13 protein-coding genes are annotated in these 14,834 nt (G+C 66.2%); 9 read left to right on the plus strand and 4 right to left on the minus strand.

All coding sequences use genetic code 11. The features are described 5' to 3' along the window. Position 1 precedes the first annotated feature (1 nt). Genes AWC12_RS19875 through AWC12_RS19885 form a run of 3 tightly spaced genes read right to left on the minus strand, consistent with a single transcriptional unit; the run spans position 2 to position 3,724 of the window. Complete coding sequence (locus AWC12_RS19875) at positions 2–1,078, minus strand: ATP-dependent DNA ligase (RefSeq protein WP_085176497.1); 1,077 nt, start codon at positions 1,076–1,078, stop codon at positions 2–4. A gap of 22 nt (positions 1,079–1,100) precedes the next feature. Continuing rightward, positions 1,101–2,522, minus strand: coding sequence for an aminotransferase class I/II-fold pyridoxal phosphate-dependent enzyme (locus AWC12_RS19880; RefSeq protein ID WP_085176548.1), 1,422 nt, complete (start codon positions 2,520–2,522; stop codon positions 1,101–1,103). Positions 2,523–2,575: 53 nt separating this feature from the next. Further along, positions 2,576–3,724, minus strand: coding sequence for a serine hydrolase domain-containing protein (locus tag AWC12_RS19885; protein WP_085176499.1), 1,149 nt, complete (start codon positions 3,722–3,724; stop codon positions 2,576–2,578). Between the two features lie 182 nt (positions 3,725–3,906). Here AWC12_RS19885 and AWC12_RS19890 point away from each other — a divergent pair, with 182 nt between their 5' ends. After that, positions 3,907–5,175 (plus strand): S1C family serine protease, encoded by a 1,269-nt coding sequence (locus AWC12_RS19890; RefSeq protein ID WP_085176501.1) that lies wholly within the window; start codon positions 3,907–3,909, stop codon positions 5,173–5,175. A 59-nt stretch (positions 5,176–5,234) separates the two neighbouring features. Here the strand turns inward: AWC12_RS19890 and AWC12_RS19895 are convergent, their stop codons facing one another. Beyond that, positions 5,235–5,912 (minus strand): GntR family transcriptional regulator, encoded by a 678-nt coding sequence (locus AWC12_RS19895; RefSeq protein ID WP_085176503.1) that lies wholly within the window; start codon positions 5,910–5,912, stop codon positions 5,235–5,237. Between the two features lie 91 nt (positions 5,913–6,003). On the opposite strand from AWC12_RS19895, the gene AWC12_RS19900 reads away from it, so the two are divergent. Genes AWC12_RS19900 through AWC12_RS30860 form a run of 8 tightly spaced genes read left to right on the plus strand, consistent with a single transcriptional unit; the run spans position 6,004 to position 14,259 of the window. Then, positions 6,004–6,801: an HpcH/HpaI aldolase family protein gene (locus AWC12_RS19900; RefSeq protein ID WP_085176505.1), complete on the plus strand. Its 798-nt coding sequence runs from the start codon at positions 6,004–6,006 to the stop codon at positions 6,799–6,801. After that, positions 6,798–7,592, plus strand: a complete 795-nt coding sequence (locus AWC12_RS19905; protein ID WP_085176507.1) for a carbon-nitrogen hydrolase family protein — start codon at positions 6,798–6,800, stop codon at positions 7,590–7,592. Before AWC12_RS19900 ends, AWC12_RS19905 begins: the two co-directional genes overlap by 4 nt. 1 nt (position 7,593) lies before the next feature. Next, positions 7,594–8,673: a TRAP transporter substrate-binding protein DctP gene (dctP, locus tag AWC12_RS19910; protein ID WP_085176509.1), complete on the plus strand. Its 1,080-nt coding sequence runs from the start codon at positions 7,594–7,596 to the stop codon at positions 8,671–8,673. Then, entirely contained in the window at positions 8,670–9,188 is a 519-nt protein-coding gene (locus AWC12_RS19915; RefSeq protein WP_085176511.1) for a TRAP transporter small permease subunit, read from the plus strand. The genes dctP and AWC12_RS19915 overlap by 4 nt, the downstream gene beginning before the upstream one ends. After that, positions 9,185–10,552 carry a TRAP transporter large permease gene (locus AWC12_RS19920; RefSeq protein ID WP_085176513.1) on the plus strand — a complete coding sequence of 456 codons (1,368 nt, stop codon included), beginning with the start codon at positions 9,185–9,187 and terminating at the stop codon, positions 10,550–10,552. The genes AWC12_RS19915 and AWC12_RS19920 overlap by 4 nt, the downstream gene beginning before the upstream one ends. Positions 10,553–10,611: 59 nt before the next feature. Beyond that, the gene (locus AWC12_RS19925; RefSeq protein WP_085176515.1) at positions 10,612–11,664 is read left to right on the plus strand and encodes an ATP-dependent DNA ligase; all 1,053 of its coding nucleotides are present in this window, start codon (positions 10,612–10,614) and stop codon (positions 11,662–11,664) included. A gap of 2 nt (positions 11,665–11,666) precedes the next feature. After that, positions 11,667–12,812: a non-homologous end-joining DNA ligase gene (gene ligD, locus AWC12_RS19930; protein WP_085176517.1), complete on the plus strand. Its 1,146-nt coding sequence runs from the start codon at positions 11,667–11,669 to the stop codon at positions 12,810–12,812. Beyond that, on the plus strand, positions 12,781–14,259 hold the full coding sequence (locus tag AWC12_RS30860; protein WP_133057362.1) for a site-specific integrase: 1,479 nt from the start codon (positions 12,781–12,783) through the stop codon (positions 14,257–14,259). The genes ligD and AWC12_RS30860 overlap by 32 nt, the downstream gene beginning before the upstream one ends. The last annotated feature ends 575 nt before the right edge of the window (positions 14,260–14,834 follow it).

Here is a 14,834-nt window from a genome sequence, read left to right on the forward strand (position 1 = left end):
GTCAGTTCGTCGGCCTGCCGAGGCCGGGCACGATGTCGTCGAGACTGAACGTGACGGGCTTGTCGAGTTGCTCGTAGGTACACGAGCGGGGGGCGCGGTCAGGCCGCCAGCGGTTGAATTGCGCTGTGTGTCGAAATCTCCGGCCTTCCATGTGGTCGTAGCGCACCTCGACCACCCGGTCGGGCCGTAGCGGCACGAAGGAGAGGTCCTTGCCCGCGTTCCACCGCGACCCGCCGCCATACTTACGCACCACCTCGGGGTCGGCGTGGGCCGCCCAGTTCCACGGATGGTGGTCGAACGTCGTCACCAGCGGCTGCAGCTCGGTGAAGAGCTCGCGCCGGCGGGCCATCGGGAACGCGCCGATCACCCCGACCGAAGCCAGTGAACCGTCCGCGTCATAGAGGCCGAGCAGCAGCGACCCGACTGCGTCGTCACCCGATTTGTGCACGCGATACCCCGCCACCACGCAGTCGGCGGTGCGCTGATGCTTGATCTTGAACATGGTCCGCTTGTCCGGCAGGTACAGCCCCTCCAGCGGTTTGGCGATGACACCGTCGAGCCCGGCGCCCTCGAACTCGTCGAACCAGCGCTGCGCCGTCGCGACGTCCGTGGTCGCCGGCGTGACGTGGAAGGTGGGTCCGACGCCTGCCAGTGCGTCGACGAGCGCCGCGCGCCGTTGGGTGAACGGGCGCACCGTGTAATCGGTGCCGTCGAGAGCGAGCAGATCGAAAGCGATGAACGCTGCGGGCGTCTGCTCGGCCAGCATCCGGACCCGCGACGCCGCCGGATGCAGGCGTAGCTGCAAGGCCTCGAAATCGAGCCCGTCCCCGGTGGCGATGACGATCTCGCCGTCGACGACACACCGCTGCGGCAATTCGCCGCGTGCCGCAGCGACGAGCTCGGGAAAGTACCGGGTCATCGGCCGCTCGTTGCGAGAGCCCAGTTCGACCTCGTCGCCGTCGCGGAACAGGATCGACCGGAAGCCGTCCCACTTCGGTTCGTAGGACGCACCTTCGGGGATCTCGCTCACCGCCTTGGACAGCATCGGCGACACCGGCGGCATCACGGGCAGCTTCATAGGGCCATTGTCCCGTCGTTCGTCAGCTGACCACGCGAAGCGTGCCCAGCGTGGGGTCGGCGGCGTAGGCGATCCGGATGCCGTCCGCACGCGCTTTCTCCAGCGCGCCAATGACATCGGCGGTGACCTCTTCGCCCGGCGCCAGGATCGGGATGCCCGGCGGGTAGGGAGCGACGAGTTCGACGCTGACGCGTCCGATCGCGTCGCTGAGCGAGACGGTGTCATGAGGGGCGAAGAACGCCGCGCGCGGCGGCATCACCGTCACCGGAGCCACCGCATACGCCGCACCGGTGACGATCGGGCGAGCCGGTCCGCGGTGCCGCGCAATCGACCCGATGAGCACGTCGACCAGACGGGCGAGCGTTTCGGCGGTGTCGGCCAGGGACACCTGCGCGACGATGGTGTCCCGCTCGGCGGCTTCGACGGGCAATCCCGCTGCCAGCAGGTCGTTTTCGACGGCGATGCCATCGGCCCCGGTGCCGGGAAGCACCAGCGTCAGCTTCAGGGGGTCGACGTCAGGCCCGTCGAGAACGACGAGACCGTCGACGGATGCGAGACGTTCGCGGGCGGCTCCCACCGCTGACAGCGCTTCGCCGAGAAGCGATTCGCCGTGCCGCTCCAGCAGTGCCCGTGCCGCGTCGATGCTGACGAGGATGGCGCCCGCCTGGCTGGTCGTATGAGTCGCCTCCACACCTGCGTCGAGCCGGGCCGGGTCGATCCGGCTGCCACGGGTGAGGACGAGCGCGGCCTGGCTCCAGGCGGGCAGCGTCTTGTGCGCACTGGTGACCATCGCGTCGGCTCCGAGTTGCAAAGGGTGCCTCGGCAAGTCGGGGTGGAAGCCGAAATGTGCCGACCAGGCCGCGTCGACCACCAGCGGGACGTCGAAGGCGTGGGCGGCGACGGCCAGTGCTGCGACGTCGCCGACGGTGCCGACGTAGGACGGGTCGCCGACGAGCACCGCCGTGGCCTCGGGATGCGCGTGCAACGCCTTTTCGACTGCTGTGGCGGCGACACCCAGCGGAAGTCCGGTGGCCGCGTCGACGTCGGGGCGCACCCACAGCGGGGTGAGCCCCGCCAGGACGAGTCCGAGCAGCATCGACCGGTGCAGGGTTCGGCTCACGACGACCGAAGCGCCGTCTCGGTCGGTCAGCGCCAGCGCCAACGCCTGGTTGGCGTGGGTCGAGCCGCCCACCGAAAACCGGCACACGTCGGCACCCCACAGTCGTGCGGCACGCGCCTCGGCGTCGGCCAGCACGCCTGCGCTGAGTTTCATGGTGTCCAGGCCCGCATACAGCGGGACATCCCCGGCCACGACGTCGCCGACGAGGTCGTGGCGCTGCTTGTGTCCGGGAATCGTGAACGGAGTCGGCGGCTCCTCCTGGAATCGCAACCAGGCGTCGAGCAGCGGCGCGTCCGTCCTCAGCCCGCGCGGATCAGTCGGCACGGCGTAACCGTAGAGCACCGCCGCGGCGCCGGTCGGGGCTGACCGTGCGCGCTTCAGTCGAGGGCGTCGTAGATCAGTGTCAGATAGCGTGCGGTGCGTTCACTTCCCTCGATGCCCGGCCCCATTTTGTTCATGACGTAGGCGATCGTCGCCCCGGTCTCGGGATTCATCGTTTCCCACGATCCGCCCCAGCCGCCCCAGAAGCAGATCTTGCGATCGGGGACGTACGGAATGGTCGTCAGCTCCGGTAGGCCGAAGCCCAGCCCCCACCGGATCTGATGCCCCGCCAGCACCAGATCAGGGCCGTGTACCTGGGTGTCGAAGATCTGCTCGACGGTCTCGGGCTTCAGCAACCGGACGCCGTCGACCTCCCCACCCAATGAGATGACCGACAGGATCTTCGCGAGCGCGCGAGCATTCGAGTGACCGTTGGCCGCACCGATGTCGGCGGCGCGCCACGCATCGGAGTTGGCGATCATGGGATCCAGCGGCGGGTTGGTGAACGCCGAGATCATCTGCTCAGTCCACTCGGCAAAAGGCGGGATACCTTCGAGAGGATTTGCAGGAGTGACGATTTCGGCGATCCGAGCGCTGTCCTCCGGCCGCGCGCCGATCTGGAAATCGGCGTCGAGCGGACCGGCGATCTCCTCGGCGACGAACTGCTTCAACGGCAGCCCGGTGAGCCTGCGCACCACCTCGCCGATGAGATGGCCGTGTGTGAGGGCGTGATATCCCGAGGCGGTGCCGGGTGTCCAGGATGGGGCCTGCCGGGCGAGCGCGCTGGTCGACACCTCCCAGTCGAGCAGGTCCTGCGCCGTCAGGGGCTGATCCCAGCCGGCCAGCCCCGAGGAGTGCGACAGCAGATGCCGGAATTCCACGAACTGCTTGCCATTGGCGCCGAACTCCGGCCACACCTGCGCGACCGGTGTGTTCGCCGCGATCAACCCGCGGTCGATCATCATCAGGCCGGCGAGCGCGGTCACCGTCTTCGTCGACGACCACACGTTGACGATCGTGTCGGCTGTCCAGGCGACAGTGCGTGCGGCATCGGCGTGTCCGCCCCACAGGTCGACCACGAGCTCGCCGCCGATGTCGACCGCGATCGACGCCCCGAGCTCCTCCCCACTGTCGATGGCGGCGCCGAGCGCGTCTGCCACCTTCTCGAACCGCGGATCGCAATGCCCCTGCAGCTGCTCTGTCACCGGATCATGATGCTCTGATCCGAGCCGGCGCTTCAAGAATTGAACCGTTTCCGGCGGACCGGCCGGCTGGCTACCGAGATCTTCTCGGACGTTGCTGAGTGTGCTCTCAGTGGAGTCTCAGTTGCGATGGACAGGCTGATAGGCACCACGTCCTGCCCATCATCGAAGGGGAACTACTACCGATGGCGATCCCGCCCACACCTGGCCCGCAGAGTCGCGACTGGGCGCGCTCCGATGGGACCATCCCGCCGAATCCCTTGCCGGGCAACCCGACACCGTGGCTCCACCATCCACCGGTCCACAGCGAGCGACACCCTTCACTGCGTGACCGCCGGTCCCGGACCCCGCGCGGGCTGGTGCTGGCGGGGGCCGCCGCGGTGGCCATCGCCGGCGGCGGCATCGGTGCGGGGGCCGCGGTCGCTGTTTCCAACCATCACCAGTCGGTCGGTACGCCGCCGGCGGCGGTCCAGGCGCAGCCGGTGACGCCGACCTCAGACGCCGCGTCGGGTGCGGTGGAGCAGGTCGCCGCCAAGGTGCTGCCCAGCGTCGTAAAAGTGCAGATCGCCGCAAGCCAGGGCGTGGCCGAGGGATCCGGGATCGTGCTCAGCCCGGACGGTTTGATCCTCACCAACAACCACGTCGTCGCACCCGCTGTCGGAGGTGGCATGGGCGCACAGCCCGCGGCGTTCGACGGCGGCGAAGCCTCGGCGACGGTGACGTTCTCCGACGGGCGTTCCGTGCCGTTCACCATCGTGGGCACCGATCCGACCGGTGACCTTGCCGTCGTGCGCGCCCAAGGTGTCAGTGGTCTCACGCCGATCACCTTCGGCTCGTCGGACGACGTGAAGATCGGGCAGGAAGTCGTCGCGATCGGATCGCCCCTCGGCTTGCAGGGCACGGTGACCAAAGGCATTGTCAGCGCACTGAATCGCCCCGTCACCGCCGCCGCCGAAGGCGGCACCCCCGTCGTCCTCGATGCGTTGCAGACCGACGCCGCCATCAACCCTGGCAACTCGGGCGGACCTCTGGTCGACATGAACGGCAACCTGATCGGCGTCAACTCGGCCGGTGCCAGCATGGGTTCGGGATCTGGCGGTTCGATCGGGCTCGGTTTCGCGATCCCGTCCGAGCAGGCGAGGCGCATCGCCGACGAACTGATCTCCACCGGTACCGCCCGCCACGGCTCGCTCGGCGTGCAACTCGGCACCGACACCGGCGACACCGACGCCGACGGCGCCGCGGTCGCACAGGTGGTCCCCGGCGGCCCCGCCGCGCAGGCCGGAATGTCCGATTGTGCCGTCATCACCAAGATCAACGACCAGGTCATCGACGGGCCGGAGGCGCTGGCCGCAGCCGTGCGCTCAAAGGCGCCGGGCGACCAGGTGTCAATTACCTACCGCGACGACAGCGGCGCGACGCAGACCGCAGAGGTCACGCTCGGCGCCGCCTGACATCACTCGCTCAAGGTGCGGTCGGGTCAGCCCGTAGTACGACCACCGCCGCGGCGCCGCTACCCGTTGCCGCCGAACGCATCTACCAGTTCCGGCACTTCGCGCAGATGCGTCGAGAGCACGCTGACGCACGTGTCGGCATCGTGGGCCGCCATCGCGGCGACGAGTTGGCGATGCTCGCCGGCGATCGTCGGCAGCCGTCCCGGCGCTTCCATCATGGTGCGCGTCCCCAACCTGACCTGGCGCGGTTGCAACGCGTCGTACAGATCGGCGATGACGGCATTGCCGTGATGGCGCACGATCGCCGCGTGAAAGCGGTAGTCGAGCTGGGCATAGGCATTCCAGTCCCGGGCCTCGCCGGCCTGTTCCATCTCGGCAAGCAGTGCCTCGGCCTCCTCCGGCGCCCCGGCGTGGCGGCGGCAGATCCCGCGCAGTGCATCGGATTCCAGCAGGATTCTTGCTTGGTAGATCTCCCGCATCTCGACGGCGGTGACCACCCGCACCTGCGCACCGCGCCGGGGGAGCAGGTCGATGTAGCGCTCGACCTGAAGCCGTTGCAGTGCTTCCCGGACCGGGGTGCGTGAGGTGTTCACCCGTTCCGACAGCGCGACCTCGTCGATGAACTCGCCTTCGGCGAAGTCGCCGCGCAGGATCGCGTCACGGATCCACTCGTAGGCCCGCTGGCCTGCCGACGTTCTGGCGGGCCGCGCATCGGTGCGGGTCGTTGGGACTGACATGACGACATTCAACCATTACACTCAGTGCATTCTTCGTGTATACAACATGTCTACCGAAGGAAAGCCCGTCTTCCGCACGGAAAGGTGCGCAATGTCCTCACCCCACGAGAACGGCTTCAACGCTGGAGGCGAGTCGGCCTCGACCCCGGATATCGCGATCTGGCTGACCGAGCCGTCGGCGCCCGCCGTCGAGATGGGGTACCTCGCCGGGTACGACACCGTGGTCCTCGACATCGAACACGGCTTCTTCGATCTGCGCGAACTCGACGCCATCATCCCGTTCATCCGCGCCAGGGGAATGCGTGTCATCGCCAAGGTGCTGGGCCCCGAGCGCGGTCCGATTCAGCAGGCTCTGGATTTCGGCGCCGATGCCGTCGCCATCCCGCACATCACCTCAGCCGCCCACGCGGCCGAGATCTGCGGCTTCGCCAAGTTCCCGCCGCTCGGTGACCGGTCGTTCGCCGGCGGCCGGACCTCGAACTACCGCGGCTTCACCGACGAGTGGGTCAGCGCCCAGGACAACACCACCCATTGCTACCCGATGATCGAGGACGGCTCGGCGTTCGACGAGATCGACGCCATCCTGGCGCTGCCGGTCGTCGACGGAATCTTCATCGGGCCGTCCGATCTGTCGCTGCGCCGCGACCGCGGCGCCTACGCGGCAACCGACGCCGACCTGGCCGACATCTGCCATCTCGCGCGCGCGGCGAACACCGCGGGCAAGCCGTGGGTGCTTCCGGCCTGGACCGAACCCGAGCAGAAGCTGGCCCTGGCCGAGGGTGCGCACACGATCGTCGCGGTGATGCAGTTCGGCGCGATGCTCAACGGCTTCACCGCGACGCGGGAAAACCTTCGCCAGATCCAGACCGAGATGGCGAGCGCCCGATGAGCCTGACCGCAGCAATCGGCCAGTTCGCGCCGGGAGAAGACAAGAACGCCAACGTCGACACGATGGTGGGCCTGCTGAAGCGCGCCGCGGATCTGGGCGCGCACCTTGTGGTGTTGCCCGAATTCGCCGTCTTCACAGCACCTGCCATGGACGACCGGTTCGTCCACAGCGCCGAACCGCTGGACGGACCGTCGATCACCCGCCTCGCCCAGGCCTCCGCCGAACTCGGTCTGTGTGTCATCGTCGGGACCAACGAATCCGCCTCCGGGCGCATCCACAACACGCTGGTGGCCCTGCAAGACGGCGCCGTGGCCGCGGTCTATCGCAAGGTCCATCTCTATGACGCCTTCGGTTACAAGGAATCCGACCGGGTGCTCGCCGCAGATCCATCCGCCCCGCAGCTCCTCAAGCTGAATGACTTCACCATCGGCATGCAGACCTGTTACGACCTGAGGTTCCCCGAGTCAACGCGGTCCCTGGTCGATGCCGGGGCCGACGTCGTTGCTCTACCTGCCGAGTGGGTTCCCGGGCCGCTCAAGGAGTATCACTGGAACACGCTGATCCGGGCGCGGGCGATCGAGAACACGGTCTACGTGCTGGCCGCCGACCAAATCGCCCCTGGGGGTTCGGGCAACAGCGCCATCCTCGACCCGATGGGCATTCCGCTCGCCTCGCTGGGCGAGGCCGAGGGTGTCGGTGTCGCCGTCCTGGAACGGGAACGCCTCGCCCACGTCCGCACCGTCAACCCGGCTCTGGCGTTGCGACGCTACCGGGTCGAACCGAAAACCTGACATGGGCCGGGTACATCGGGTGATGGCCGCGGCGGCGACGGCGATCGTCGCGCTTGCGCCGGTGTCGTGTGCGCAGCGCGACGGTGCATACGTCCTGCACTACACCACCTATTCGTCGCCGACGTCGGACCAGTCGCGCACCGTGCAGCGGTGGGCCGACGAGGTTGACCAGCTCACCAATGGTCGCGTGCAGGTTCGATTCCACTACTCGCAGAGCCTGGTCGGGGCCGATGAATCGCTGCAGGCCACGCTGGACGGCCGGGCGGACCTCGCTCAGGTCGGCTCGATCTACTCGGCGTCGGACCTGTCGATGTACACCGTGATCGAGCTGCCCTTCGAGACCAAAAATCCCGAGGTTCAGATGCGGGCAACAGAGCGGCTCTACACCGAGAACGCGACCTACCGCGACGACTTCGACCGGCAGGGCGTCAGCCTGTTGTTTCCGCTCCCGGTCGGCATTGCCGTGCTGGGTCTCGACGAAAATGCGCGCGTGCCAACTGATCTCGGCGGCCGCAGCATCCGTTCGGGCGGACTGACGTCCGAGGCGCTGCTCGCCGTGGGCGCGAACCCCGTCGCCATGACAGCCACCGACGTGTACGAATCGATGGAGCGCGGCATCGTCGACGGCTACACCTCCCTGGCCATTGCGAACCTGCCGACATTCGGGCTGGCGAAGAGCACGCCGAACCTCATCGACCCGGGCATCGGCACCTACGGATCATCGATCGTGGTGATCAACGCCGAAGTGCTGGCACGGATGCCCTCGGAGATCCAGGACGCGCTGGCCCAGGCTTCCGAGAACGCGGTCGTCAACGGGCTCGAGGAGATGGATGCGCTGGGGGACCGTGCCTGCGCCGATCTCCGCGAGGCCGGAACACCGCTGTCGGCCATGCCCGCCGACGCGGTGCAGGACTGGAAGCAGCGGGCGGGAATCGACCGGCAATGGGTGGATCGCTACACCGAGCGCGGCTACGACGCCGAGGGCGTGCTGGCCGACTTCCGCCGGATCATCGCCGAGGAGTCCCAGCGATCCAGCTACGCCGACCCGTTCGTCGAGTGCTTGGAAGGGCAGGACCGATGAGTTCCGAGGTTGACCTGCCTCGCCCGCTGGCCCGGCTCATCCGCGTGATGGGTCTGATCGCCGGGCTGCTGCTGCTGATCATCATCCTGCTCACCGTCGCCGACGTCCTGAGCAGAAACCTGCGGGACCGTTCCATTCTCGGCACCGTCGACCTGTCGACGATGCTGCTGGTGGCCACCGCCTACCTGGGCCTGGCGTCCGCGGAGGCCGACAACCGCCACGTCTCCGTGGAACTCGTGGAACGCCGGTTCGGTGCGCGGGCGCGGTTGCTGTTCTCCGCGCTGAGGGCCGCCGTGCTGGTCGGACTCGGCGCGCTGATGACCTGGGGACTGACCGAGGTCCTGATCAGCGCGGTGGAGCGCGGCGAGACGACGAACGACATCCTGCGGCTGCCCACCTGGCCGGCGAAGGTGGTCGTGCTGGTGTCGTTCGCATCGTTCTTCGTGGTCGCCATTTGGCGTGAGCTGCATGCCTTTTCGATGCAGCGCGCCGAGCAGAACGGAGGCCGCCGATGACCGCCGCGACCATCGCCGCACTCGTCGTCGTCCTCGTCCTGTTCTTCGCGCTGCTGTCGATCCGCCTGCACGTCGGCCTCGCACTGATGGTGTCCGCGCTGGCCGGTGTGCTGATCCTGCGCAGCACCGGAGCGGGAGTCAGCACCGTCGCCAATCAACCGTTCTCGACGGCTGCCGACTATTCCTTGACGATCATTCCGCTGTTCATCGTGATGGGTGTGTTCGCTGTCCGGGCCGGACTTGCCCAGGCGGCGTTCGATCTGGCGACGTCGGCGTTCCGGCGACTTCCGGGCGGTCCCGCGCTCGCCTCGCTGGCGGGTTCCGGGATGTTCGCCGCGGTCACCGGTTCCAGCGTCGCCACCGTCGCGACGATGGCCCGGGTTTCGACCGATGCGATCGTGCGCGCCGGTTACTCCATTCGGCTTGCCGCCGGTGTGGTCTGCGCCGGCGGCACACTCGGCGTGCTCATTCCGCCGTCGATCGTGCTGGTGCTGTACGGCGTCGTCACCGAGGAGAGCATCGGACAGTTGCTCATCGCGGGGATCGGCCCCGGGCTACTCACCATCGCGGTCTACGCGGTGACGATCGTCGCGCTGGTGGCCTCGCAGCGCCGCCGCGTCGCCGATCGGGACCTGGTGCAGGCCGGCGCCGGAACCGGTTCGGCGACAGGCGAATTCGCTGAAGAAGCCAGCGAACCGATCGGTCGTGACATCACCGGATTCCTCTATCTGGTCGTCATCTTCGCAGTATCCGTCGGCACCATCTACCTGGGTGTGGCCACCCCCACCGAGGCGGCGTCGTTCGGAGCCTTCGCGGCCCTCGTAATCCTGCTGCTGCGCAGCCGCCCGTCGGCGTGGCTGCGCAACATCGAAGAGTCGCTGCGCGAAGCGGTCGGGCTGACGGCGATGACCTTCCTGCTGATGGTCGGTGCCGGCGTGTTCACCTACGTGCTGGCCCTCAGCGGGGCAAGCACCAGCCTGGTGAATGCCGTGACAGCCGCGGACCTTCCGCCGTATGTGGTCCTCATCGCCTGCCTGGCCGTGCTGCTGCCGCTCGGCATGTTCCTCGACGGCATCTCGATGATCCTCATCGCGGCCCCGCTGCTGCATCCGATCCTCACCGGCTACGGCTTCGACGGGATATGGATCGGTGTTCTCATCGTGAAGGTCGCGGAGATGGCGCTGATCACCCCTCCGGTGGGAATGAACGCGTTCGTCTACTCCGGAGCGGTGCGGGAGGCCGACCTGAGCAAGGTGTTTCGCGGCATCGTGCCGTTCGTGGTGGCCGACCTCGTCGTCGTCGCACTGCTGATCGCATTCCCGGCGGTCGTTACGTTCCTGCCCTCGATGTCGGGCGCCCAGTAGCCCGCTCACGCCCCGGGTAGTTCCGATGAGATTGTCGGGGTACCCGGGTCTGCGTGAGTATGACTGGTATGGCGTTACCTGTAGGACCGCCGCTGGAGCCGATGCTGGCCAAGGCGCAGACCAAGGTCCCCGACGAGCCCGGTGTGTGGTCCTACGAACCGAAGTGGGACGGCTTCCGGGCATTGGTGTTCCGCGACGGCGATGACGTGGTGCTTCTGTCCCGCAGCGGGAAGGACCTGGCACGGTACTTCCCAGAGGTGCGCGACGCCGTGCGCGACGAGCTGGCGCCCCGCTGCGTACTCGACGGCGAGATCGTCGTCCCCCGCGAGATCGGCGGACGGACGCGCCTGGACTGGGAATCGCTGAGCCAGCGCATTCATCCCGCCGAATCCCGGGTGCGCAAGCTGTCCGAGGAGAAGCCGGCGCATTTCATCGGGTTCGACGCACTGGCGGTCGGGGACACCTCGCTGATGAAAGAGCCGTTCCGCACGCGTCGCGAGGCGCTGACAGACGGGGTCCACGAGAAGCAGTGGTGCCACGTCACGCGGACCACCGAGGACCCAAAGCTCGGCGCGCAGTGGCTGGAGGAGTTCGAGGGCGCGGGTCTCGACGGAGTGATCGCCAAGCGTCTCGACGGGCCCTACCTTCCCGGCAAGCGGGAGATGGTCAAGGTCAAACACCACCGCGACGCCGATTGCGTCGCCATCGGGTACCGGGTCCACAAGAGCGGCGAGGGAATCGGGTCCATCCTGCTCGGCTTGTACGGCGACGACGGCGAGCTACACATGGTCGGCGGCGCAGCATCGTTCACCGCCAAGGCGCGGCTGTCGCTGCTCGCCGATCTGGAGCCGCTGCGCATCGGCGACGACGTGCGCGACGGTGAACCCAGCCGGTGGAACTCCGCCGCCGACAAACGCTGGATCCCGGTCCGGCCCGAGAGGGTGTGTGAGGTGGCCTACGACCAGATGGAAGGAAACACCATCAACGGCAGGCGGTTCCGGCACGCCGTGAAGTTCCTGCGCTGGCGGCCCGATCGCGATCCGGAGAGCTGCCGCTTCGATCAACTCGACGTGCCGCTGCGCTACGACCTCTACGACGTCCTGGAGAAGTGATAATGCCTGGTGCCGCAACAGAAATCGATGTCGACGGGGTCAAGGTCCGGCTGACCAACCCCGACAAGGCCTACTTTCCGAAGCTCGGGAAGGACGGCACCAAAGGCAAGCTCGTCGACTACTACGTGTCGGTCGCCGACAGGATGGTCACCCTGCTGCGGGACCGGCCGGTGCACCTGCAACGGTTTCCCGACGGTATCGAAGGCGAGGAGATCTATCAGAAGCGGATCCCGCAGAAGCATCCCGACTATCTCGAAACCTGCACTGTCACATTCCCTTCCGGGCGCACCGCAGACGCGCTGAAGATCACCCACCCGTCGGCGATCGTCTGGGCGGCGCAGATGGGCACCGTCACGCTGCACCCGTGGCAGGTGCGTTGCCCGGACACCGAGCATCCCGACGAGCTGCGCATCGATCTGGACCCGCAACCGGGCACCGGCTTCGCCGAGGCTCGCGAGGTGGCCACCGGTGTCCTCAAACCGTTGCTCGACGAGCTGGGCCTGGTCGGTTATCCGAAGACCTCGGGTGGCCGCGGCGTGCACGTCTTCCTCCGGATCGCGACCGACTGGGATTTCATCGCGGTGCGCCGCGCCGGGATTGCCCTGGCCCGTGAAGTGGAGCGGCGCGCGCCCGATGCGGTGACGACGTCGTGGTGGAAAGAGGAACGGGGCGAGCGGCTCTTCATCGACTACAACCAGAACGCCAGGGACCGGACGTTCGCGTCGGCGTACTCCGCGCGCAAGACGCCCATCGCAACGGTGTCGACACCACTGACGTGGGATGAGTTGCGCGACGCCGAACCCGACGACTACACGATCCAGACGGTGCCGGACTTCGTCGCGTCGCGACCCGATCCGTGGGCGGGTATCGACGACACAGCACAATCGATCGAGGTGCTCCTGGACATGGTCAAGGCCGACGAGGAGGAACGCGGCGAAGGAGATCTGCCGTATCCGCCGAGCTTCTCTAGGAAGTGGCTATGTGCGGGCGTGTCGGGGGGGATTCGGCCGGGATCCCGCCTACGTTGTAGAGGTGCTCTCGGCTGCCGCACCAGCAAAGACGTGGACAGTTCTGACAACAACACGGCGGGAGACCTGGCCGAAGGGGTACTCCTCCGTGCTGGACGCCTGCGATTCGGCAAGGTCTGACGACTACCCGCCGGGGGTGGTTAAAGGCACGCCGATTCTGCTCTCAGGAAACGGTGAGCTCGATGAATGGTTGGTGCTCTACTTCAATTCCTGCCCGGACTTCACTTCGCTGGACATGTCGTCCCGAAAGACCTATGCGCGGGAAATCGCCATGTGGTGTGCCTTTCTGGGGCAGCAGGTCGACCCGCTGACCTGGGCGGAAGCTACTGAAGAAGACTTCATTGACTATAAGATTCGTAGAACCGACCATCTTCAATCTGCGTACGCTGTGGCGGGATCGACATGGAACAAGGCCGTTTTCGCCCTTAGAGGCCTGTACGACTGGGCGTTGAATCGCAAGGTTCCGATTCGGCCGAACGGCCCCCCGATTGAGTCAAATCCGGTCCCTGGCGGGCGGGGCGCTACCAGGGTGCCAGGTGCAAGGGCGAACGAGGTGTTCGTGCGCCAGGAGCGGGATCGGTGGATCGTCCCGGCGACATACCGGCTGTGGCGCGACGTGGGGCTGCGTGGCCGTGGGATCGAGCGTGTTGGACCGAGTCAGTGGCGAGCAGAAGGCGAGGATGAATCCTGTCGTGCTCGTAATTCGTTGCGCAACACGACATTCACCGACTTTGTCTATTCTACTGGCCTGCGTGTGCAAGAGGCGGGGTCGCTACTGCTAACAGAATTGCCATCAGCCGGAGTAGTCGAGGCGAAGCTACCAGCGGCGATCGCAAAATACAGCAAGCCAAGGATGTGGTATGCGGCGCCGACAGTGATTCAGACAGTCGCCAGTTATGTGAAGGTCGCGCGTGCCGCCGCTGTCCGCCGAGCGGTACGCGAAGGACGCTATGACGCAATTGAAGACATCATCTGGGTGACGGAAGTTCGACGCGCCAGAAAGGGCACACTTGAGGTTGTCCGAGATGACGGGGTGTCAATGTCCTTGAATACGATGAGGCCAGCTGCACGCCGACGCTTGTTCTGGATTCGCGACGGACGACCGGAACCGATGGCTTTGTGGCTCAACGAGGGCGGAACACCCTTTCACCATGAATCGTGGATCGGAGTGTTCGAAGCCGCGAATGACAGGCTTTGGTCAGCGATTGAATCGACTGGTGGTTCGGCGACTGATGAACTGACCGTGACGCCACATTCTCTTCGGTTCAGTTTCGCGCTAGCTCTAGCTGTCAGATTGCACCAGCGTCTTGATCACATGCATGGATGGGGCGAAGAGGTGCCTTACGGGGACGGTTCGAGGTATGACGAGGTATTTCGAACGATCAAAGACGTATTGGGGCATAAGTCCGTGGAGACAACGCGGAGCACTTACCTGCCCCGTGTGCAGCGATTGCGCTTTGACCGTCTCTTCGGCGCTTCGGATACCGACTCGAGCGTTGGCGACATGGTGTCGGCCCTGGCCCAGGAACTGGCGGAAGTTCGCGATCTAACCGGGACTAGCCTATGACAAAAGCAGATCAGCACATTCTCACTGAGGATGGCTTTGTCGTGCGACGCAACCACCCTCAAGTTGTGGTCGTATCGCTCCCCGGTTCCTACACGCCCACAGTGATTGACCTAAGAGTCTGGCCGTGCGCCTCACGACTTAAGGTGCAATTCGCCGATGCCATCGAAGCCCTTACTGGAGTAGTTGGAAGTTGGAAGACCGCGCAATCGGCACGAGCAAGGTGCTACTCACTCAGGTCTTTCGCGAATTGGTGTAGCGAACACCATGTGCGGGAGCTGAGCGAGCTGACACCAGATCGATGGAACAGCTATGTGCTATATGTCGCGGGCACGGGAGCGGGTAACAGGACGCAACGTGGTCAATTGGGCTTGACCCGACAGGTTCTCCTTCGCTTTCCGAGTCGCCTACACCCAGAGTTGTCGAAACATCTCAATCGTCGGCTACCGAAGAGCGATACGGACGAATCACAGCCATTCTCCAAGGACGTCTTCGACGCAATCCTCAAGGCAGCAACGGCTGCTGTAAATGCCGAATACAACCGTATCCGCCCGAATTTGGCGCTCCTAGCACGCCGC

Source organism: Mycolicibacterium iranicum (genome assembly GCF_002101705.1).
GTDB lineage: Bacteria > Actinomycetota > Actinomycetes > Mycobacteriales > Mycobacteriaceae > Mycobacterium > Mycobacterium iranicum.